This is a genomic window from Hymenobacter puniceus, assembly GCF_014333525.1.
In the GTDB taxonomy this organism is placed as follows: domain Bacteria; phylum Bacteroidota; class Bacteroidia; order Cytophagales; family Hymenobacteraceae; genus Hymenobacter.
In genome coordinates, this window is the sequence record NZ_JACSCX010000002.1 from 441,306 (window position 1) to 460,780 (window position 19,475).

At 57.4% G+C, this 19,475-nt stretch carries 19 protein-coding genes; 3 read left to right on the plus strand and 16 right to left on the minus strand.

The annotated features are described in order from the left end of the window. Nucleotides 1-131: 131 nt before the first annotated feature. From H8B14_RS06965 to H8B14_RS06995, 7 genes are all read right to left on the minus strand, one after another. The gene (locus H8B14_RS06965) at nucleotides 132-1,202 is read right to left on the minus strand and encodes an SDR family oxidoreductase (protein ID WP_187314895.1); all 1,071 of its coding nucleotides are present in this window, start codon (nucleotides 1,200-1,202) and stop codon (nucleotides 132-134) included. Nucleotides 1,203-1,334: 132 nt separating this feature from the next. Further along, nucleotides 1,335-1,598, minus strand: a complete 264-nt coding sequence (locus tag H8B14_RS06970) for a barstar family protein (protein WP_187314896.1) — start codon at nucleotides 1,596-1,598, stop codon at nucleotides 1,335-1,337. A 56-nt stretch (nucleotides 1,599-1,654) separates the two neighbouring features. After that, a complete protein-coding gene (locus H8B14_RS06975; RefSeq protein ID WP_187314897.1) occupies nucleotides 1,655-3,466 on the minus strand; it encodes an ABC transporter ATP-binding protein in 1,812 nt (603 codons plus the stop codon). 81 nt (nucleotides 3,467-3,547) lie between these two features. Continuing rightward, entirely contained in the window at nucleotides 3,548-4,198 is a 651-nt protein-coding gene (locus H8B14_RS06980) for a DUF6348 family protein (RefSeq protein ID WP_187314898.1), read from the minus strand. 24 nt (nucleotides 4,199-4,222) lie between these two features. Further along, a complete protein-coding gene (locus tag H8B14_RS06985; RefSeq protein ID WP_187314899.1) occupies nucleotides 4,223-4,513 on the minus strand; it encodes an antibiotic biosynthesis monooxygenase family protein in 291 nt (96 codons plus the stop codon). 29 nt (nucleotides 4,514-4,542) lie between these two features. After that, nucleotides 4,543-5,517, minus strand: coding sequence for a proline iminopeptidase-family hydrolase (locus H8B14_RS06990; protein ID WP_187314900.1), 975 nt, complete (start codon nucleotides 5,515-5,517; stop codon nucleotides 4,543-4,545). A gap of 92 nt (nucleotides 5,518-5,609) precedes the next feature. Further along, nucleotides 5,610-6,407, minus strand: coding sequence for an alpha/beta fold hydrolase (locus H8B14_RS06995; RefSeq protein WP_187314901.1), 798 nt, complete (start codon nucleotides 6,405-6,407; stop codon nucleotides 5,610-5,612). A gap of 415 nt (nucleotides 6,408-6,822) precedes the next feature. Between H8B14_RS06995 and H8B14_RS07000 the strand changes: the two genes are divergently transcribed. Then, a complete protein-coding gene (locus tag H8B14_RS07000; RefSeq protein WP_187314902.1) occupies nucleotides 6,823-8,400 on the plus strand; it encodes a M28 family metallopeptidase in 1,578 nt (525 codons plus the stop codon). Between the two features lie 90 nt (nucleotides 8,401-8,490). Here H8B14_RS07000 and H8B14_RS07005 read toward each other — a convergent pair whose 3' ends face one another. The 4 genes from H8B14_RS07005 to H8B14_RS07020 all read right to left on the minus strand — a co-directional run bounded on the left by H8B14_RS07005 (nucleotide 8,491) and on the right by H8B14_RS07020 (nucleotide 10,932). Next, nucleotides 8,491-9,351: a dienelactone hydrolase family protein gene (locus H8B14_RS07005; RefSeq protein ID WP_187314903.1), complete on the minus strand. Its 861-nt coding sequence runs from the start codon at nucleotides 9,349-9,351 to the stop codon at nucleotides 8,491-8,493. A gap of 71 nt (nucleotides 9,352-9,422) precedes the next feature. Beyond that, nucleotides 9,423-10,304: a hypothetical protein gene (locus tag H8B14_RS07010; protein WP_187314904.1), complete on the minus strand. Its 882-nt coding sequence runs from the start codon at nucleotides 10,302-10,304 to the stop codon at nucleotides 9,423-9,425. Nucleotides 10,305-10,312: 8 nt separating this feature from the next. Continuing rightward, nucleotides 10,313-10,684 carry a cupin domain-containing protein gene (locus tag H8B14_RS07015; RefSeq protein WP_187314905.1) on the minus strand — a complete coding sequence of 124 codons (372 nt, stop codon included), beginning with the start codon at nucleotides 10,682-10,684 and terminating at the stop codon, nucleotides 10,313-10,315. 8 nt (nucleotides 10,685-10,692) lie between these two features. Further along, nucleotides 10,693-10,932, minus strand: coding sequence for a Kazal-type serine protease inhibitor domain-containing protein (locus H8B14_RS07020; RefSeq protein ID WP_187314906.1), 240 nt, complete (start codon nucleotides 10,930-10,932; stop codon nucleotides 10,693-10,695). 267 nt (nucleotides 10,933-11,199) lie between these two features. Between H8B14_RS07020 and H8B14_RS21290 the strand changes: the two genes are divergently transcribed. Together H8B14_RS21290 and H8B14_RS07030 are read left to right on the plus strand one after the other, a co-directional pair. Continuing rightward, complete coding sequence (locus H8B14_RS21290) at nucleotides 11,200-11,634, plus strand: YtxH domain-containing protein (RefSeq protein ID WP_187314907.1); 435 nt, start codon at nucleotides 11,200-11,202, stop codon at nucleotides 11,632-11,634. Between the two features lie 148 nt (nucleotides 11,635-11,782). After that, a complete protein-coding gene (locus tag H8B14_RS07030) occupies nucleotides 11,783-12,145 on the plus strand; it encodes a YtxH domain-containing protein (protein ID WP_187314908.1) in 363 nt (120 codons plus the stop codon). A 417-nt stretch (nucleotides 12,146-12,562) separates the two neighbouring features. On the opposite strand, the gene lysS is transcribed toward H8B14_RS07030, so the two are convergent. The 5 genes from lysS to H8B14_RS07055 form a co-directional block, all read right to left on the minus strand. Next, on the minus strand, nucleotides 12,563-14,113 hold the full coding sequence (gene lysS, locus H8B14_RS07035; RefSeq protein WP_187314909.1) for a lysine--tRNA ligase: 1,551 nt from the start codon (nucleotides 14,111-14,113) through the stop codon (nucleotides 12,563-12,565). Nucleotides 14,114-14,297: 184 nt separating this feature from the next. Beyond that, nucleotides 14,298-15,329, minus strand: coding sequence for a hypothetical protein (locus tag H8B14_RS07040; RefSeq protein WP_187314910.1), 1,032 nt, complete (start codon nucleotides 15,327-15,329; stop codon nucleotides 14,298-14,300). Nucleotides 15,330-15,582: 253 nt separating this feature from the next. Further along, a complete protein-coding gene (locus tag H8B14_RS07045) occupies nucleotides 15,583-17,730 on the minus strand; it encodes a carboxy terminal-processing peptidase (protein ID WP_187314911.1) in 2,148 nt (715 codons plus the stop codon). 306 nt (nucleotides 17,731-18,036) lie between these two features. After that, nucleotides 18,037-18,750: a hypothetical protein gene (locus tag H8B14_RS07050; protein WP_315984810.1), complete on the minus strand. Its 714-nt coding sequence runs from the start codon at nucleotides 18,748-18,750 to the stop codon at nucleotides 18,037-18,039. Nucleotides 18,751-19,032: 282 nt separating this feature from the next. Further along, nucleotides 19,033-19,401 (minus strand): hypothetical protein, encoded by a 369-nt coding sequence (locus H8B14_RS07055; protein WP_187314912.1) that lies wholly within the window; start codon nucleotides 19,399-19,401, stop codon nucleotides 19,033-19,035. Nucleotides 19,402-19,475 lie beyond the last annotated feature (74 nt).

Sequence of the window (19,475 nt, forward strand, 5' to 3'; positions counted from 1 at the left end):
CCTAGCGGCGCCTGGCAGCGTCATTGGGGCCGGTTTGGGGAAAGTAGCGCGAACTTTGTAGTTCGCGTCTCCGCGCCATATAGAATCGTTGGACTGGCGCAAGGGCGCGAACTACAAAGTTCGCGCTACGGCTACGGAATCAGCCGGTCGGTGCGGAGCCGCTCAAACAGGTCAAAGAAGGAGTCTTCGGTGGACTGATAGGCCAGGAAGCCGCGCTTGCGGCTGTTGGTCATGTCGGTCATCACTTCGATAGGGCGGCCCAGGTCGAGGTCGGTGTGCCAGGGCGAAGCGAGACGGTCGAGGGCCGGCTCCTGAAGCTGGTGCCGCTCGGCAATCTGGCGCCACACGGCGGCATCCTGGCTGAGCTCAACTTCCAGTGGGTGAATGGTGCCGTCGAAGCCCACGGCTTCCACGCCAAACCACGCGGCCAGGCGCGGCCACAGCCAGCTCCAGCGGAATACGTCGCCGTTCACAATGTTGAAGGCCTGATCTTGGGCGGCTTCAGCCGTGGCGGCCCAGCGCAGTTGCTGGGCGATGATGCGGGCGTCCGTCACGTCGGAAAGGCCGTTCCACTGGGCTGCCGAGCCGGGCCAGCGGAAGGGGCGGCCGGTTTCCTTGCAGATGCTGGCGTACACGGCCAGCGTGGTGCCCAGGTTCATGAGGTTGCCCACGGCCTTGCCGATGATGGTGTGCGGGCGGTGGATGCTCCAGGTAAACCCGTCGCGGGTGGCGGCAGCGTACACCTCGTCTTCCTGAGCGTAGTAAAAGTTGTCGAGTGGCAGGCGGGGCTGCTCCTCGCGCAAAGGCGTGGGCGGCGGGGTGCCCCCGCTCACGTAGGCCTCAAACGGTCCCAGATAGTGCTTCAGGCCTGTTACCAGCGCCACATGCTGCACCGACTTCTTGGGCGACAGGGCATCGAGCAGGTTGCGCACCATCAGGCTATTCACGTGGATGTTCTCGGCCTCGGTGTCCTGGCGCATCCAGCTGGTGATGAACACGTGGGTGGGCGCAATGTCGGCCAGCGCGGCTTGCAGACTGGCCGGGTCCAGCAAATCGGCAGCAACGGGGTGCAAGCCGGGTACATCGTCGGGGCGGGGCGTGCGGGCCAGGCCGTAGGTGGGCCAGTTGTGGGTTAGTAGCTCGCGGGCCAGGTTGCTGCCGATGATGCCACTGGCACCTACTACAAGGGCTATATTCTTCATGAAGTTTGGGATTCGGAAAATGAGGTGGCCGAGTTACGTACGGCGCAAGGTGCTACAACAGCCGAATTCCGGATTTGTCTTGTCAGATGCCTCGCGGTAGCATCTACTACTGAGTCTATGTGCCTAAGGCGCCTAGGCTAACTCGATATATTTAGGCGCCATTTCCTCAGCATAATCCCGAATGACCTGCCGCAGAATCTCCATGTCGCGGGGGCAGCAGCGGGCAAATTCCTCCCAGTTCGTGAGCGTGAGTACAGGCGGCATTTCCACAATGGCCACCACCGAATCCCAGAAAGCGTCCCAGCTCGGGCCGTACCATTCTTCAAAGCCCAGCTGCTCCTTGAATAACTGGTGCAGCGCCGCTTTGCTGGTAATGCCGGTGAGGTCGAGGGTCATGGGTGAACTAGAATGCACAGTAGCGCGAACTACAAAGTTCGCGCTACTGTGCGCTGCTAGCTTGCCGTGTCGCCTACCTCGTCTTCCTCGTCTACCATCACGCGGGCCAGCTTCTCGATGTTGAGGCTGCGGGCGGAGGCGTCGAAGATTTCGCGGTAGGTGCCGCGCCGGTCGTAGAGCTGCTCGTGGGTGCCGCTTTCCACCAGGCGGCCCTGCTTCATCACGCAGATGCAGTCTGAATCCACAATCTGGGCGAGGCTGTGGGAGATGATGACCACTGTGCGGCCTTCTTTGATGGCCTCCAGGCTGTTCTTGATTTGCTCGGTGGCAATGGCGTCGAGGGAGGCGGTGGGCTCGTCGAGGAAGATGATGGGCGGGTTTTTGAGGAAAAGCCGCGCAATGGCGATGCGCTGCTGCTGGCCGCCAGAAAGCTGCTGGGCGTCGCTCTGGTAGCCGTGGGGCAGCTCCAGAATCTGCGCGTGCAGGTAGGCCTGGCGGGCGGCGGCCTGAATCTGGGGCAGCGTGGCGTCCATCACGCCGTAGCGGATGTTTTCCTCGATGGTGCCCTTGAAAATGTGGTTTTTCTGCAGCACCAGCCCGATTTGCTGGCGCAGGGCGTGGGTGTCGTAGTCGGCCAGGGGCTGGCCGTCGAGCAGCATCTTGCCGGAGTCCGGCTCGTAGAACTTGCAGAGCAGGTTGATGATGGTGCTCTTGCCGGCCCCGCTCAAACCCACCAGCGCGGTGGTTTTGCCGGCCTCAATGGTCAGGCATACGTCGTGCAGGGCCTGGGTGCCGCTGGGGTAGGTGAAGTTGACGTTGCAAATCTCGAAGGTGCCGCGCAGGTGGTCGGGCTTGAGCGCGCCGGTGGGCTCCACGGTGTCCTCGGCATCCAGAATATCGAAGAAGCCCTCGGAGTAGGTGAGGGCGTCGTTCATCTCGTCGTAGATACGGTGTAGCTGCCGGATGGGCGCCGACACGTTGTTGAACAGCAGGATATGAAACATGATGGCCCCGATGCTGATCTGCCGGTCGAGTACCAGATAGGCCGTCAGGATGATGATGAGTACCACTCCAATCTGCTCAGTGAAGGTTTTGAGGCCGTCGTAGAGGAAGTTGGTTTTGCGAGTCTCAAGCTGGGCTTCTTGCAGGTTCTGCTGTACTAGCGCCTGTTTCTGCTCCTCATAGTTTTCGCGCACGAAGCTTTTGATGACCACCGCCGAGTCAATCAGGTTCACGAGGCCCTGGCTTTTAGCCTCGCGCAGGCCACGCAACGCCCGCCGGGTGCCGTTGAGCTTATCGGCTTGGCGGTAGCTGAGCCAGAAGTACACCGGCAGCACCGCCACGGCCACCAGCCCCACGTACAGGTTGGCCGTGAACATGATGACCAGCGCCACAATGGAGTTGGCAAACAGCGGCAGAATATCAATGAAGAAGTTCTGCACCAGTTTCATGAGGCTCTCCACGCCTCGGTCGATGCGGGTCTGAAGCTTGCCGGTTTGGTTGCCGCTGTCGGAGTAGAAGCCGAGCTGGTAGCTGAGCACCTTGCGCACGGCATCCTGGGCCAGCGTGCTGCTCACGTTGATGCGAATTTTCTCGCCGTAGAACTTCTGCCCGAACTGGATGCCGGTGTTGATGATTTCCTTGCCCAGCAGCAGCCCGGTTACCAGCAGCAGCAGCTCAAACCCCTCGGCCAACCCCTGGTTACGGTCGAGCATGCCCTGCACGGTATCCACGGTGTAGCGCAGTACAAACGGGTTCACCTGCGCCGCCAGCGAGCCGACCAGCGTGAGCAGCAGCGTGGCAATCACCAGCCGCCGATACGGCAGTACGTAGGGGTAGAGGCGCTTAATAATTTCCCAAAGGCTCATGCGGCGGCGGCTAAGTAAGGAGTTGCCGGTTAGACGAGCGGGGCGGGGGTGGGGTTATGGGAAACAGTGTTGCCCAAACCACTAAGTTATTTTCTGTAGGATGAGAAACAGTCGGATGCTGTAGAATTCAGGTGTTAGATGCCAATTGAGGGTAGCCAATTCCTGCTGTGCTTCGGATAGCACTTCGTTGTCAGCTAGGAACTCAAGGTGCGAAACCTCATTGTCTATACAAGACATAAAGAAGCGGACCCAGTGGTATTCTTCTGTCAAAGGCAGTGTCTGAATAATTTGCTCAATACGCGTAAATAATTCATCAGGAAGCTGCACAGACATGCCGCTGGTTGATTTGATACCATAATTGCCTACGTACATCCTCCATTCCTGTGTCCCGATATGCCACCGTTCAACATTAATCTGCTCATCAGCTTCAACATGCTGAAGAGCTGCAATGAAGACATGTAGGCTATTATGAGCAAAATTCCGAAGATTATTATGTGTTGCTGCTTCGGCAGTTTCTCCAACGTCGCCGAAGCATTCCAGAATGGTGCGGTTCCCGACAGTAAGCTTGACGTCCAGCCGAGAAGAAACGCCATTCGGGTACTGTTGCTGCGTGACTCGACTTTGGAGAAGTGCCGGTTGCTTTGTCATCAGGAACGCTTTTCTTTCCAAAGGAATGACCTGCACACCGTGTTGAATGAAGAAATCCTGTATGTATGAATTGACGTCAGACATGAATACAACTGTTTTTACTTAATCTTATTCCATCACCGCATAGTGGTTCATCTCCTGAATACTCGTGTAAAACGGCTTCACTAGCTGGAAAAACGTCCCGAACTCCGGGCTTTTGCGAAAGCCGTTCAGGTGTTGTTCCACGGAAATCCACTCGATGCGCCAGATAAACAGTTCCGCATCTTCCTCGCAGTGCGCCAGCTGGTAACTAAGGCAATCGGGGGCGGTGGCCAGCAGTTGGTTGGCCAGTCGGATGGCTTCGAGGAAAGCCAGCTGCTGCCCGGCGGCAATGCGGTAGCGGATGTATTCGACGGTCATGGCGGCAGGCAGTAGGAGGAATATGGAAGTTACCCTTTCCGCCCCGGTTTCTTCAGAAACGAAAGCAGCGCCGGGAAGTAGTGCTGCGGGTCGTCCCACATGGCGAAATGTGCACCAATGGGGCAGATGTACACCTGGCTATTGGGCATCTGCTGGTGCATGGTATCGTAGGCCGAAGGTGGGATGAAATCGTGCTGCGCACCCAGCAGTAGCGTGGGCGTACGAATGGCAGCCAGGCGGTCCGTGAAGTCCCAGGTGGCCATCGAGCGAAATATGGGTAATCGGTCGGTGCGGTTGATGTGGGCGAGGTTGCGCTTGTAAGGCTCAGGCTCCTGGGGCAGGCGCATCATGTGGCGGCGGAAAAATTCGTCCTGCACTTCCTTGGTAAGTAGCGGATACATTTTGGCGTCGCCCAGCAGGCTGTCGGGGGCGGGGGCGCGGCGGTTTTTGGCCGCAGCCTGGTCCCGGATAATGTCAGCATAGAGTTCGAAGCGGTACTTGTTGTAAATAGGCGCGCTGTAGCCCATGTCCGAAATAATGAGGCCCTTGAGGCGCCGGGGGTAGCGGTGCGCATATTCCAGCGCCAGCAGGCCGCCCCAGGAATGGCCCAGCAGGAAGAACTTGTCTAGCCCCAGGCCCTGCCGCACCTGCTCCACTTCCTCCACAAAGCGGTTGATGCGCCAGATGGCGGTATCCTTGGGCTGGTCGGAGTGGTAAGAGCCGAGTTGGTCGTAGAAGTAGATTTCCACACCTTCCTGGGTCAGGTATTCCGGGAAGTTCTCGAAGTACTCGTGGCTGTTGGCAGGACCGCCATGCAGCAACAGCAGCTTGGTCTTGCCCTTGCCGATCCTTTGGGTCCAGACCTTATACTTGCCGTCGACGGTGATCAGACGCACGCCGGGAGCCTGCATTTTGGCGGTGTAGCTGCTGTCTTTGGCTTGGGCGCGCAGCGCGAGAGGGGTTAGCAGCAGGAAGGCGGCTAGCAGCAGGCGGTGGAAATACAAAACGATATCAGATGAAACAAGTAGACGGATATTCGGCCGCAAATGGCCGCAGTGGCCTCAAGATGCGGAAAAATCCGGAGCTGCCTACGCCCTCAGGCAGCCATGAATGACTGCAGCACATCCAGCGTTTCGGTGGGCGCACTCACGTGCGGGCAATGCCCACTGACGGGCAGCGTCACGAGCGTGGCCTGCGGGATGGAAGCCAGCAGGAAAGCGCCCACTTCCGGCGGTGCCACCAGATCATGGGCGCACTGCACCAGCAGGCAGGGCGTAAGTACCCGCTGCAGGTCGTGCCGGTTGTCGGAAGTGAACGTGACGCGCGCAAATTGCTTGGCAATCAATGGGTCGTTTTGGCACAGGCGGTGCGCCATCTCCATCACCAGTGGTGGCTGCTCAGGCGTGCCCATAATGAAGTGCGCAAACGAGTCGGCCCAGCCTACGTAATCCGTTTCCATGTACGCCAGCATAGAGTCGATATCGGCCTGCTCGAAGCCGCCGTAGTAGCCGGGGTGATTGGTGTAGCACGGCGAAGGGCACAGCAGCAGCAACTGCCGAAACAGCCCTGGCGCTTCGATAGCCGCCAGCATGGCAATCATGGCTCCTACCGAATGCCCCACCAGCGTGATCTGGCGGAGCTGCAGCTGCCGGCAGATACCAAGCAGGTCTTGTGTGTAGCCGGCCAGCGAACTGTATTTTTCCGGATCATACGCCTGGCAGTCAGACTGGCCAGCGCCCATGTGGTCGAAGCGCACCACGCAAGACTGCCTGGCTAATGCAGGAGTTACATAGTCCCAGATGCTTTGGTCGCAGCCAAAGCCATTGACAAGCACCAGTGTGCGTGGCCCACTTCCCAGGACGCGTACATTGCTGCGTTTTAGAATGTCGGCCATGGTACCTTGCTACAGTTTCTGTGAACTACTGATTTCACTACCGAACATTTAAAATAATAATTATAATTTATATTAAATATATTATAGTCAAATTGGGAAGTGGCGTCTGCCCTCTAAGGGGTTGTGAAAACACTGGCTATGAATGGCTTAAGCGTGCTGCCAGCCCGAAAACTGTGGGTTTGGGCGCCGTGCCGCCTACCTGCGTCCGCTGAAAAGGCAAGCCACGAAAGGCGTTGAATTTCAAATTGGGAAGGTCATCAGGCCCGGATACGGTGACATCAGCAAACGCAAATACAGTAGAGCTTATCAACTAACAGCATGGCTGCATCGGAAGTGGTGCTGTGGCCACGCAACGCTCACCACTTTAGCGGTACTTTAGCTTTCCAAGCATTTATCCTCTCCAACCAACCCCGATATGACAACACTGCGCTACCTGGTTCTGGCCGGCTCGCTGACCATTATGGCTCCCGCATTGGCCCAGCAAGGCACCAAAGCCGACCCGGCCATGCTGGCCAAAATCAAAGACGAAGGCCTGAACCGGTCCAAGGTGATGGAAACCGCCTTTTACCTCACCGACGTTTGCGGCCCGCGGCTGGCCGGCTCCGAGGGCCTCAGCCGCGCCAATGCCTGGACCAAGAAGCAGCTCACCGACTGGGGCCTCACCAATGCCGAAGTGGAGCCCTGGGGCACGTTCGGCCGCGGCTGGGACATCGAGAAGTCGTACATAGCCATGACGGCCCCTTACTACCACACACTCATTGGGGCGCCCAAGGCCTGGACGCCCAGCACCAACGGCACTCTCAAAAAGCAGGTGGTGGTGGTGAAAGCTGCCACGGAAGCCGACCTGGCCAAGTACCAGGGCCAGCTGCGCGACAAAATCGTGCTCTTTGAAGTGCCTAATCCGCCCAAGCCTTCTTTCGAGCCCGATGCGCGCCGCCATTCCGAGGACGAGTTGAAAAAGATGGCCGACTTTAAACCCATAGCGGCTGCCGCAACCGCCACGCCTGCGCCCGCCGATGCCGAGCGCATGGCGGCCCGGCGTGCGCAGTTTGCGTTGCGCACCAAGCTAGCCGACATGGTGCAAGCCGAAGGCGCGGCCGCTATCCTAAGCTCCCGCGGCGGCTCCGACGGTACGTTCTTCACCTCCAACGGCGCGCCCTACGCCGCCGATGCCAAGCCGGTGCTGCCCGAGCTGGAAATGGCTCCCGAAGATCAGCTGCGCCTTATTCGCCTCGCTGAGGCTGGCATTCCAGTGGAAATTGAGCTGGAAACCCGCACCCGCTTCCAAACCCAGGACCTGAAGGGCTACAATGTGGTAGCGGAAATTCCGGGCACCGATAAAAAGCTGAAAAGCGAAGTGGTGATGCTGGGCGGCCACCTCGACTCCTGGCACGCCGCCACCGGTGCCACCGACAACGCCGCCGGCTGCGCCATCATGATGGAGGCCGTGCGCATTCTGAAAGCCAGCGGCGTGCAGCCGCGCCGCACCATCCGGATTGCGCTGTGGGGCGAGGAGGAGCAGGGCCTGTTTGGCTCGCGCAACTACGTGAAAAACCACTTTGCCGACCCCGCCACCATGAAGCTGCTGCCTGCCCACTCAACGCTGGCCGCCTACTTCAACCTCGACAACGGGGCCGGCAAAATCCGGGGTATATACGCGCAGGGCAACGAAGCTGTGGTGCCCGTTTTCCAGGAGTGGCTGAAGCCGTTTGCTGACCTGGGCGCTACCACCGTAACGCTGCGCAACACCGGTGGCACCGACCACCTGTCGTTCGACGCCGTGGGCCTGCCCGGCTTCCAGTTCATCCAGGACCCGCTCGACTACGGCACCCGCACCCACCATACCAACATGGACACCTACGAGCGGCTACCCGCTGAGGACCTCAAGCAGGCGTCGGTGCTGGTAGCGTCGTTCGTGTACCAGGCCGCCATGCGCGACCAGAAGCTGCCCCGCAAGCCGCTGCCCGCCGCCAAGCCCGAAAACAAGAGCTAAGCCTACCACCGGCAGCGTACGGAGCGCAGGCCGCAAACAGCAGCGCCCCACCGAAACTGGTTCGGTGGGGCGCTGTGGCTTTTCAGGAGCTTAGCTCAGCTTCTCTTTGAACAGCTTGAGCGTCCGGTCCCAGGCCAGCTTGGCGGCTTCGGCGTTGTAGCGGGCCGGCGACGAATCGTTGTTGAAAGCGTGATTGACGCCAGGGTATACGTATTGGTCGAATTTTATGCCTGCAGCCTGAAGCGCTGCAGCATAGGCGTCTTTGCCGGCATTCACCCGCTCATCAAGCTCGGCGTAGTGCAGCAGCAAATGCGCCTTGATGCTTAGCACATCCGACACGGGCGGCTGGGTGCCGTAGTAGGCTACGGCGGCGTTTAAGGTAGGGTCGGCAATGGCTAGCTTGTTGGCCATGGCACCGCCCCAGCAGAAGCCCACGCAGCCGGTGCGGCCGTTGCTTTCAGGGTGGCGGCGCAGGTAGGCCAGCCCCGCCAGGTAGTTCTGCAGGTTCTGCTTGGGGTCGAGCTTGCCGATGAGCGCGCGGCCTTCGTCCTCGTTGGTGGGCGTGCCCCCAAAGACCGACAGCGCATCCACGCCCAGCGCCAGGTAGCCAGCCTCGGCCACGCGGCGTGTCACATCCTTGATATGGGGCGTCAGGCCCCGGTTTTCGTGAATTACTACCACGGCCCCGCGCTTCTTCTTGGACTTCGGATGCGCCAGCAGGCCCTTCATGGTCACGCCTTCCGCTCCGGGCCAGGTTACTTCTTCCAGCAGCAGCTCGTCGTTCTTCTGCGGGCCGGTGGCGGCCTGCGCGTAGCCGGGCTCCAGGGCTGCCAACGCCGCCGCGGCCAAGGCCGTGCCGCCGGTGAGCTTCAGCAGACGCTCCATAAACTCCTTGCGGCTAAGCGGAGCGTGGGTGTACTCGTCGAACAGGTTGATAATGCGCTGGTCCATAGGGCGAAGGAGTGGGTGGAAATACGAAAGTAAGATAAGCAGGAAGCTGCAACAGCTGTAAGGGCCCGCGCTCAGGCAGCGTCGTCGCCGGCGTACACAGTTTCGCGGGGCGGAAACAACCGGTCAACCAGATGCACCAAGCGCCAGCGGGTGTTTTTCAGCATCTTCTTCACCGGCACAGCCCGGAAGTTGAAATCTGCCAGGGCGGCCACTTCCTGCTCCACGGTGCGTCCTTTCAGGCTGGACTCCAGCAGGAATGTGCCGATGGCCTCGTTCCACTCATCTTTATTGCTCCAGTAGTGCCCGATGTAGGGCCGTGCCGCCCGCAGCTCAAATTGCTCTTGTAGCGCCACCGACAGTGCAAACTGCTCTATCAGGCGCGGCGTCACGCCTTGGCGGCTCAAATCGTCGCAGATGGCCAAGGCTAGCGCAATGGCCGCAGGAGCACCCGCCGCCGGAATGCCCACCACGCCCGCATTCCACATTGTGTGGCGCTCATGGAGCTGGATGCCGCCGAAAGTCTGGCCGCCGGTTTGCCGCCACATCAGCTTCTCGGTTTTGCTGCCTAGTGCTGACAAGGCGCCCTCCGGCTCGTGCATAAAGGCTGCTCCTGCCACCAGAGCCTGCTGCAAGGCGGCAAAGGAGCCGTGCAGGAAGGTGTCGGTGTCGAGGTACAGTATAGCCTGCCCGGGGTTGCGCTGCGCCACGTACTCCAGGGCCTTAATCTTAATGCGCCAAAAGAAATCGAACTCACCTTTCCACTCGCGCAGCGTGGCCGCCTCAATGGGCAGCACCGTTACGTGGCCGGCGAGGTGGCGGTAGAAGTCGGGCGCATCCGTCACGACCGTAATGCCGCTCAGCCCGGCCCGATGGCGCAGGAAAGACAGAATGGAGAACTGCGCCTGAAAATGATTCCGAACGGCGTCTCCAAATACCAGATAAAGCAGGTTCATTGGCAGCGTTAGGCTTCCTCGCGGTGTACGGTGGCAGGTGAGAAAGCCGGAACGCACACCGACCAGTACTCGCACTCAGTCTCAAACGGATTGGAATAGCGCACCCGCGCGCCGGCCCTGATCAGCAACGATTCGCCGGCGCCCAGCTCCACTACGTCGCCATCAATCTCGAACCGCTTGCGGCCCCGCACTACTATTGTCACCTCGTCGAACTCGGGGCGCTGGTGCGGCTCGCTCCATTGCGGCGGCGCTACCATGTGCGCCACGCTGTACTGGCTGGTGCCGGTGCTGGCCTGCCCAATGTGCTCCTCAATGAGCTTGCCGTCGGTAGTGGGCACGATGAATGGATTTTGCTGGCGGAAATAGCGTTTTTCGGACATGGCAATGGTTAGCGGGGAGTGGAGGGAGAAGTGGGGCAGGCGCCGGGTACAAAGCTGGCCAGGCCGGCGTTGGTGGCCATGCAGGCGTTGGAATACGTCTGGCCGTTGCAGCCGCACACCGGATCATACTGCATGGTGCATATAGCGTCTTTCCGGATTTTGGCCGGGTCGATGCAAGTAGCGGTTGGCGGAGTGGCACGCTGGCAGGCACCAGCCAATAGCAGAAGCAGCAAATGATACGTTTTCATATGAACAGCGGATGGAGGCGAATGGTCAGACGAAAGTAGAGCTTCGGTTGCATATGCAGGGCCGCAAACCTGAATAAGCCATTACACTAAGCGCCACATATAGTCGTTGCGCCATTTTTTTATAGTTGGGTTATAACCCCGGCTGCCGTGCGCCGTATTAGGCTTCAGAATGCCACAAACCCGGACCTCGTCCTGGGTTTTGGCGGGAATAATCCCTGCCAGGCTACCCAACCGAATTTCATTCATCACCATTCTCTCCCTACTACCATGTCGTATCACGAAGAAGACAACTCTGGCAAAATTCTCCTCGCTGCTTTGGCTGGTGCCGGTGCTGGCATCATTGCCGGCTTGCTGATGGCTCCCGATAAAGGCAAAGCAACCCGCGACAAGCTGGGCAATGCCGCCACCAAATACAGCGGCCAGTTCGGCGAGCAGCTGTCGAAATACGGCGAAGAGTTGGACGCCAAGTTTAAAGGCTACGTTGAGAAGCTGGAAGACCTGGGCCTGACCGGCGCTGGCAGCAGCCTGAAGCTGAAAGGCGACTGGAATGCCTCCAAGGGCAAGCTGAAACAGCAGTATGCACAGCTGACCGACGAAGATCTGGAATATTCCGAAGGCAAAGGCGACGAACTGGTAGGTCGTCTGCAGAACAAGCTCGGCAAAGCCAAAAACGAAGTAGTAAAAATGCTGAACGACTTGTAAGTCAAGCTGCATTACATAAAAAAAGCCCTTGGTTTCTTTGGAAGCCAGGGGCTCTTTTTTAGTTAACCAACGTGCTGTTCTATGCGTTATAAAGTACCTGGCCAGCAGCCTGCTGGTTGCCATTTCTCATTCTAACTCTGTGCGCGCTATGCAAGACACGAAAGGCAAAGTAATCTTTTCGCTGCTGGCTGGTGCCACGGCAGGCATTGTGACGGGCCTGCTGCTGGCGCCCGAAACCGGCGACGAAACCCGTAGCGGACTCAAGAAATCAGCTTCCAAATTTGGTGAGGACCTCAGCAGACTGTTGAAAGATGGCCTGAGCCGTTTCGGTGCTGCAACCCCAACTTCTCAGCAGACCTCCGACCGATCCGCTGCCGACCAATTGCTTAACTCCCTGAACACTTCCGCTAGCGTCAGCCCTCATCCTGAGCCTGCGGAAGAAGCCGACTCTGACTATGATGGTATCGGCAGCGACACGCGCCACTCCGCCAGCTATGGCCGCCCGAAATAAAATTCAATAAAAAAACGACCCAGCTGTAACCTGTTTTCCAGCTTGTCGTTTAAGAATATACAACCGGCTTGAAAGAAGATCAGAGAAGTTATTGAAGTAAAATTGCCGACAGCTGAGCTTCTGCCAAGAAGTTATTTCCTGGCAGTAAAATCAGGTTTGTTCATCGCAAGCTTCTTCACTACACCCTGGTCTAAAAGGTAAGTTGGTTGTATACAAAGGAAAGCCTCCCACGCATTATTCGTGGGAGGCTTTCTGATTTTAAGCGCTGACTCCGAGGAGTGAAGTAGAGTATACGGATGCCGGACATAATGCAGTGGCTGGCACCGAATGAAACCAGCGGATCTATCCAAAATCGAAACGAGGCTGACCATATGGCCAGCCTCGTTTCGGTTTTACTTCTTTGCAAAAGCAGAGTGATTACGCGTGCGGAGCGTTTTCTGACTTCGTATTCTCCGGCTTCATCTGTGGAAAGAACAGCACGTCCTGGATGGAGTTGGAATTGGTCATAATCATGCTCAGGCGGTCGATGCCGATGCCCAGGCCGGCCGTGGGCGGCATGCCATACTCCAAAGCACGCAGGAAGTCCTCATCCAGCACCATGGCTTCCGTATCCCCGCGCTTGCCCAGTTCCAGTTGCTCCTCGAAGCGGGCGCGCTGGTCTATGGGGTCGTTGAGCTCGGAGAAGGCATTGCAGATTTCTTTGCCGTTGCAGATAGCCTCAAACCGCTCCACCAGGCCCGGCTTGCTGCGGTGCTTCTTGGCCAGCGGCGACATTTCCACCGGGTAATCTGTGATGAACGTGGGCTGTATCAGCTTGGGCTCTACATGCTCACCAAAGATTTCGTCGATGATTTTGGCTTTGCCCATGCTTGGGTCGAGGCCTACTTTCAGGTCCTTGGCGGCAGCCCGCAGCTCGTCCTCGCTTTTGCCCTCAATGTTGAAGCCCGTAAAGTGCTCGATGGACTCGGCCATGGTGTAGCGCTTCCAGGGGCGCTGGAAGTTGATAAGGTTCTCGCCCACCTGCACCTCGGTTTTGCCGTGCAGCGCCAGCGCCACCTTCTCCACCATTTCTTCCACCAGATCCATCATCCAGTAGTAGTCTTTGTAGGCCACATACAGCTCCATCTGGGTGAACTCGGGGTTGTGAAACCGGCTCATGCCTTCGTTGCGGAAGTCCTTGCTGAACTCATACACGCCATCGAACCCGCCTACAATCAGGCGCTTCAGGTACAGCTCATTGGCGATGCGCAGATACAGCGTCATGTCCAGCGTGTTGTGGAAGGTCTTGAACGGGCGGGCCGCCGCGCCACCGTACAGCGGCTGCAGGATCGGGGTTTCCACCTCCAAGTAGCCTTTGTCGTTGAGGTAGTTGCGCATGGCCTGCACTAGCTGTGTGCGTTTGATGAAGGCCTCCCGCACATGCGGGTTCACCACCAGATCCACGTAGCGCTGGCGGTAGCGGGTTTCCGGGTCGGTCAGGCCATCGTACACCACTTCCTCGCCCGTGGCCTCGTCTTTGCGCGTTTTCACTACCGGCAGCGGCCGCAAGCTCTTGCTCAGCAGCTGAAAGCCAGTGACGTGAATAGAGGTTTCGCCCACCTGCGTTTTAAACACGCGGCCTGTTACGCCCACGAAGTCGCCCAAATCCACGAGCTTTTTGAACACCGAGTTATACAGTGTCTTGTCCTCGTCGGGGCAGATTTCGTCGCGGTTGATGTAGAGTTGAATCCGGCCCGAGGCATCCATGAGCTCGGCAAACGACGCCTTGCCCATCACCCGCACCGACATCATCCGGCCGGCTAAGCTTACTTCCTGGAAATTGTTGAGCTCGGGATGATAGTTATCCTGGATTTCCTGCGCGTAGAAATTCACGTCGAACAGCTCGGAAGGATACGGATTGATACCGAGGGTGCGAAGCTCGTCCAGCTTCTGGCGGCGTATAATTTCCTGTTCGCTGAGGTGCTGCATGGGGAAGGGCGTAAAAACTGAACCTTGAAGGGCCGGAAAAGTCAAGCTGCAAAAGTAAGGCGGCCTGTTCGCCTAACCTAACAGGTGGCAGCCACCATTCGGTTTTCATCGGCAAGCAAAAAGCGCCGCCCCAAAGGAGCGGCGCTTACGTGTATATGGAGTGAGAGCTAAAATAAAGCGCTGGTTAGGCGGCAATACCCATCTGGGGCAGCGGCATTTCGCCGGTGATGGCAGGCTGCACGCGGGTGCGCAGGCGGTCCTCCACAAAGCTGTGCTGCAAATGCGTGGGAAGCTCAGCCACCACCTGCTGGTAACGCTCCAGGCCCATAGCTTTGGCCACGTACGTCTCGTGGATGCCGTTGAGGTAGCTCACGATGTTGAGCAGCGACTGATGGAACAGCTTGAAGTCAATCTCGGCCTCAATGAAGCGCTCAATCTCGCGGCTGGTCTGCGAGATACGCAGGCGGCCCAGCAGATCGAAGATGGTGGTGTAGCCAAGGCGCCACGTAATCTGCTGCCAGTGCGAGGCAGTCCACTTATCAAGTGGCTTACCGGTTTTCTGACTGCGGATGGCAGTATTCGGGTTGGCCTGAATCTGCTGGCGGGTAGCCGTGGCCTTCAGCTTGCGCGTGGTGCGCAGAAACTGACCGATCTGCGCCTGTGCATCAATCTCCTTACCGGCAATGTGCAGGCCAGCTTTGTAGCCCGCCAGCGGTAGCCGGTGAATGCTGAAGTCGCCGTAGGCCCCGGCCGCGTAAAACGACACCGGCCGCGGATAGGCATTGCGCACCACCAAACGACCAACCTCGCGCCGGATCAGCGACGGATTGTTGCCACGCACGCCAGCCGTGTGCAGAAACGCCTGCAGCCCGGCCATAATGGTGTGATAGGCTTGTGGGAAAGTCCAGTGCAGCGCATTGCGCAGGTAGTCGTCATCACCCAACTCGGCGGTGGAGCGCAGCGCATACTCGGTGCTCCAGCAGGAATGCAGCAGCTTGGTAATGGCCGTCAGGTCAGTGTCCGCCAACTCGGCTTGATGAGCCCGGAAGAAGGGGAGGTGCTGCAAACCGCCGGTGGCGTCGTCGGCTTCCTGAATGTGGTAGTTGATAGCAAAGAAGTAGTTGAGAAACACCTGAGCCGGAATCGACTTCCGCCAGGTTTCATCAGCCAGCTTCTGCTGCTCGTCCGTAACGAGCGGAATGATCGGGGTTTCCATGTTCATTGTCATATCAGTTCAACGAAATGACAACTTGGATAGTTCGCTGTTTGCTAAAAATATTGGGCAAATATATACGTATTTTATAGATTGATTGTCAGTAAGTTATGATGGTATTGGCTTTGAAATATTCCTGCTGCTTTTTATGTCGATTTACTAATGATAGTTCAAAGCGTATTGGCCTGAAAAAAAGTGAAAAAAAAGCCTCCGCAACTAGGTTGCGGAGGCTTTCAGTACTCGCGAATGTTCTGGCTTACATCTGGTCTTTAACTACCGATACAGCTTCGCGGAGCGTGATATCCTTGTTAAGGGTCTTAGTAAAGCGCGAAGCGCGGTTCACTTCTACCGTGTCGGTGCCCAGCGCTTTCAGATCAATAGAAAGCGGAGCAATGGCCAGTGGCTGAGCTGACTTCTGCACGGCGTCGTACTTATCTGATTCAGCCTTGTTCTGCTCCTGCTCGGCGCGGTAGGCCGCCAACTTCAATGATACCTTGGTTTCATCTTTACGCTTGCGCATGCGCTGAGCCAGTTCGTTCACGAGGCGGAAGCTGGGGCTGGCGGCTACGCGGGCCTGGCTGGCCGTGCGCAGCTTGTCGAAGGCCGGCGCCTGCGGCCACGAGCGGTAGCGGGCCGGACTGATTTCATCCCACTTCAGGGCATACTCCTGCTCTTTCTCCCCCTGGTCGAGGTAGCTGTACGCGTCGGGCAGGATGATATCTGGCACTACGCCCTTGAACTGCGTGGAGCCGCCGTTGATGCGGTAGAACTTCTGGGTGGTAAGCTTCAGCGAGCCGAAAGGCTTGATGCTGTTGAATTCAGCTGGCAGGGCATCATCCAAGTCGAAGATACGCTGCACGGTGCCTTTACCGTAGGTGCTGGCGGCACCCATCACCACGCCACGCTTGTAGTCCTGGATAGCAGCCGCCAGAATCTCGGAGGCCGAGGCGCTGTATTTGTTTACGAGCACTACCAGCGGACCGCTATACTGTACACGCGGGTCACGGTCGTTGAGGACGCTGGCAGCACCCTGGCTGCCTTTCACTTGCACGACCGGGCCGCTATCAATGAACAGGCCGGCCATTTCCACTGCGTCCTGCAATGAGCCGCCGCCGTTGAAGCGCAGGTCGAGCACTACACCTTCCACTTTTTCCTGCTTGAGTTTCTCCAGCTCCTTCTTCACGTCCTCAGCCGAGCTACGGCCACCGTTGTCGTTGAAGTCGGCGTAGAACGTGGGCAGCTTGATGTAACCGATTTTCTTGCCGGCCTCATTGATAGTGGCCGACTGCGCGTAGGTTTCCTTGATAACCACCACGTCGCGAATGATGGACACGATGCGGGTATTGTTATCGGGCTTGCGCACCGTCAGGCGTACTTCTGTACCTTTCTTGCCTTTGATGAGTGAAACGGCTTTGTCTAGGCGCATGCCTTCCACAGATACCGGCTCTTCGGCACCCTGCGCTACACGCAGAATGATGTCACCGGTTTTTAGGTCACCCTGGCGGTAGGAGGCGCTGCCCGGAATGATATCCGTGATTTTGATCAGCCCATCCTTTTCCTGCAGCGAAGCTCCGATACCTTCGAAACGGCCGGTCATGGCTACATCGAAGCTTTCCTTGTCACGCGGCGCGAAATACTCGGTATGCGGGTCGTAAGTATTGGCGATGGTGTTGGCGTACATGGCCAACCGGTCGTTGGCATCGTTCTGCAGCAAATCCTTGAACTGGTCTTCGAAGTATTTCAGCACCCGCTTGCGGGCCTCCACTTCCATTTCGGCTGGGGTACGGGTAGGCTCGGTGGTCGTGGCAGCCGAAGGCGTAACCGTAGTTGAAGCTAGCGGCTTGTCCTTTTTCTTGGCCTGCGTATCCATCATCTCCGAAATGCGCACCAGCGTCTGGTACTTCAGAAACTTACGCCACTCCTCCCGCTGAGCTGCTTTATCGGCCGCATAAGACATCTTGTCGGGCTCGGTTTCAAACGATTCGTCGGTAGTGAAATCGAATGGTTTGGACAGAATATCACGGTACAGCACCTGCACGTCCTTCACACGCTGGTCAAGCACGACGTTGGTCTGATCCATGAACTCATGGGTGCCACGCTTCACTTCGTCGTCGATGGTGTTCTGGTATTTACGCAGCTGCGCCACATCGGAAGCCAACAGAAATTTCTTGTTGGAGTCAACGCGCTTCAAGTACAGATCAAACACGCGCTTAGAGAACGTATCGTCGAGCTTCTCAGGCTGGTAATGCTGATAGGTGAGACCCTGTAGCATAGCCTGTACCAGAATAGCGTCTTTCTGAGGCGTACGCGCATCGCCGCGATTGTACAGCTTATAGGATGCCAGCACGAATACTGCCAGCACCACTGCGGCGTACAAGCCTATCTTGATTCGGGGAGAAGACATGAAGAATCAGGTGAAATGGAGGAAAATCAAATGTACACAAAAGCCACCCTGTGAGGTACGGCACAGCCAAGGAGCTGGTTCTGTAAGAAAACCCAACCAGCTTCAGTTAAGTGCCCTATAGCTGGACACTACTGCTAAGCCAGAGGCACTGAATTGCCGGAAGAGGTTGCATCCTTTCTCTGTAACTACTTGCTTAAAAATCGGGCCAGAGTGCCAACATGCAAGTATAACGGAAGCCCATAGGGTATAAACAAAAAAGACTCCCTCCGGATAGGAGAGAGTCTTTTTCAAAGATACAAGGTATGCCTAGTAGCGGCGTACTTTGTCGCCGTTGTGGCGGCGGAACTCCTCTTCAAAATACTGAGCGTCCTCGGCATTACGGGGTTTCACGCCCATTACGATACCGCCATTTTTCACGTCGTTTTCGTATTCTACAGCATGCTCCTCTGGGATGCCCGAGCCTACCAGTGCACCTACCAAGCCGCCCGTCAGGCCACCGGCACCAGCGCCAGCCAGTGCAGCGGCAATTGGGCCAGCAATGATCAGGCCCAAGCCTGGCAGAGCTACCGACGTACCGATGGCAGCAATTGCGCCAATTACGGCACCAGCAGTGCCACCAATAGCCGAACCTACACCAGCACCTTCCATGGCCTTATCGCCCAGGTCAGTATCAGCAGTATTGTCACCGAAATGCGTCTTACGCGTTTCATCCGACATCAGCAGATTCACATCGTCTTTGCTGTAGCCACGCGACGAAAGTGAAGAATAAGCACGCTCGGCACTGTCACGGTCACGGAACATACCCGTGGTGTAGCTGCTGCCGGAACCATACGTTGTGTTGTCGCCGGTTACGGCGCGGGCAGCGTCACCAGCAGCGTTCTGCACGGCATCTACGCCGGAACCAACTACTGCACCTGCAGTGCCAGCAATGGCAGCACCTTTCTGCGTGGCGCTATGGTCATGATGTGGGTTGCTGTCTGAGCTGCTGAGACCGGAATTGCCGGTAGAAGAATTGCCCATATTACCACTCGAGGTAGAGTTGGCGCCAGTGCCATAGCCAGTGCCAGCGTTGCCGGTACCATAGTTTGCGCCTGAACCAGTACCTGAGTTAGCGGGGTTGTTTGAATCGTTGGTGTTCATGTGTGGGAGAGTTAATGTGGAAAAGAATAGAGAAGAACCCAGCGCCAGGTGGATGGTAATGAGCGCTGAATCTGTGGTACTAAACGCGGCCGGTTCTGCGCAGGTTACACAAAATTCGGGCGTAGCAGTATTGCACTTACACTATTCTGCTGCCAGTCAACTCTATCCGTACTTCTCGAAATTCTGCTGGTCCTGCCAAAAATCCCGGCATTCCTGGCGCATATTTTTCAGGAAATCTTCTTGTTGTTTCAGGGTGCGCCATTCTCCCATCCCCAGTCGCTCGCAAAGCTTATAGAAATTGTCTCCCTGGCCTTTTGAGCCTTGTACTTTCACCAAGCAGCTCAACACGGGGCGCCCGGCAGCATGCTCCTGCTCGGAGATTTCCGCCAGCAACTCATTGAGGCGGCTTTTCTCGTGAGAGATGTCCAGGTTGAGCCCTAGTTCTGCCTCCTGAACCAGATTCAGGTAGCTAATGGTGCCTACCTGATGACGGGAAAAGCGAATTAAGTGGTTGCGAATTCGGCCGAACATGGCGTGTAATAAGAGAATGAGAGAGAGCGGAAAGTAGAAAAAAAGTTCGCGGCTTCGCAATATGCGAAGCCGCG

What these genes read in the sequence shown, in the direction of transcription:
- H8B14_RS07040 (WP_187314910.1), bottom strand. Translation starts at nt 15,329, where the DNA reads ATGGAAACCCCGATCATTCCGCTCGTTACGGACGAGCAGCAGAAGCTG.
- H8B14_RS21290 (WP_187314907.1), top strand. Translation starts at nt 11,200, where the DNA reads ATGTCGTATCACGAAGAAGACAACTCTGGCAAAATTCTCCTCGCTGCT.
- H8B14_RS06970 (WP_187314896.1), bottom strand. Translation starts at nt 1,598, where the DNA reads ATGACCCTCGACCTCACCGGCATTACCAGCAAAGCGGCGCTGCACCAG.
- H8B14_RS07030 (WP_187314908.1), top strand. Translation starts at nt 11,783, where the DNA reads ATGCAAGACACGAAAGGCAAAGTAATCTTTTCGCTGCTGGCTGGTGCC.
- lysS (WP_187314909.1), bottom strand. Translation starts at nt 14,113, where the DNA reads ATGCAGCACCTCAGCGAACAGGAAATTATACGCCGCCAGAAGCTGGAC.
- H8B14_RS06980 (WP_187314898.1), bottom strand. Translation starts at nt 4,198, where the DNA reads ATGTCTGACGTCAATTCATACATACAGGATTTCTTCATTCAACACGGT.
- H8B14_RS07055 (WP_187314912.1), bottom strand. Translation starts at nt 19,401, where the DNA reads ATGTTCGGCCGAATTCGCAACCACTTAATTCGCTTTTCCCGTCATCAG.
- H8B14_RS06995 (WP_187314901.1), bottom strand. Translation starts at nt 6,407, where the DNA reads ATGGCCGACATTCTAAAACGCAGCAATGTACGCGTCCTGGGAAGTGGG.
- H8B14_RS07020 (WP_187314906.1), bottom strand. Translation starts at nt 10,932, where the DNA reads ATGAAAACGTATCATTTGCTGCTTCTGCTATTGGCTGGTGCCTGCCAG.
- H8B14_RS06965 (WP_187314895.1), bottom strand. Translation starts at nt 1,202, where the DNA reads ATGAAGAATATAGCCCTTGTAGTAGGTGCCAGTGGCATCATCGGCAGC.
- H8B14_RS07010 (WP_187314904.1), bottom strand. Translation starts at nt 10,304, where the DNA reads ATGAACCTGCTTTATCTGGTATTTGGAGACGCCGTTCGGAATCATTTT.
- H8B14_RS07050 (WP_315984810.1), bottom strand. Translation starts at nt 18,750, where the DNA reads ATGGGCAATTCTTCTACCGGCAATTCCGGTCTCAGCAGCTCAGACAGC.
- H8B14_RS07000 (WP_187314902.1), top strand. Translation starts at nt 6,823, where the DNA reads ATGACAACACTGCGCTACCTGGTTCTGGCCGGCTCGCTGACCATTATG.
- H8B14_RS06985 (WP_187314899.1), bottom strand. Translation starts at nt 4,513, where the DNA reads ATGACCGTCGAATACATCCGCTACCGCATTGCCGCCGGGCAGCAGCTG.
- H8B14_RS07045 (WP_187314911.1), bottom strand. Translation starts at nt 17,730, where the DNA reads ATGTCTTCTCCCCGAATCAAGATAGGCTTGTACGCCGCAGTGGTGCTG.
- H8B14_RS07005 (WP_187314903.1), bottom strand. Translation starts at nt 9,351, where the DNA reads ATGGACCAGCGCATTATCAACCTGTTCGACGAGTACACCCACGCTCCG.
- H8B14_RS07015 (WP_187314905.1), bottom strand. Translation starts at nt 10,684, where the DNA reads ATGTCCGAAAAACGCTATTTCCGCCAGCAAAATCCATTCATCGTGCCC.
- H8B14_RS06975 (WP_187314897.1), bottom strand. Translation starts at nt 3,466, where the DNA reads ATGAGCCTTTGGGAAATTATTAAGCGCCTCTACCCCTACGTACTGCCG.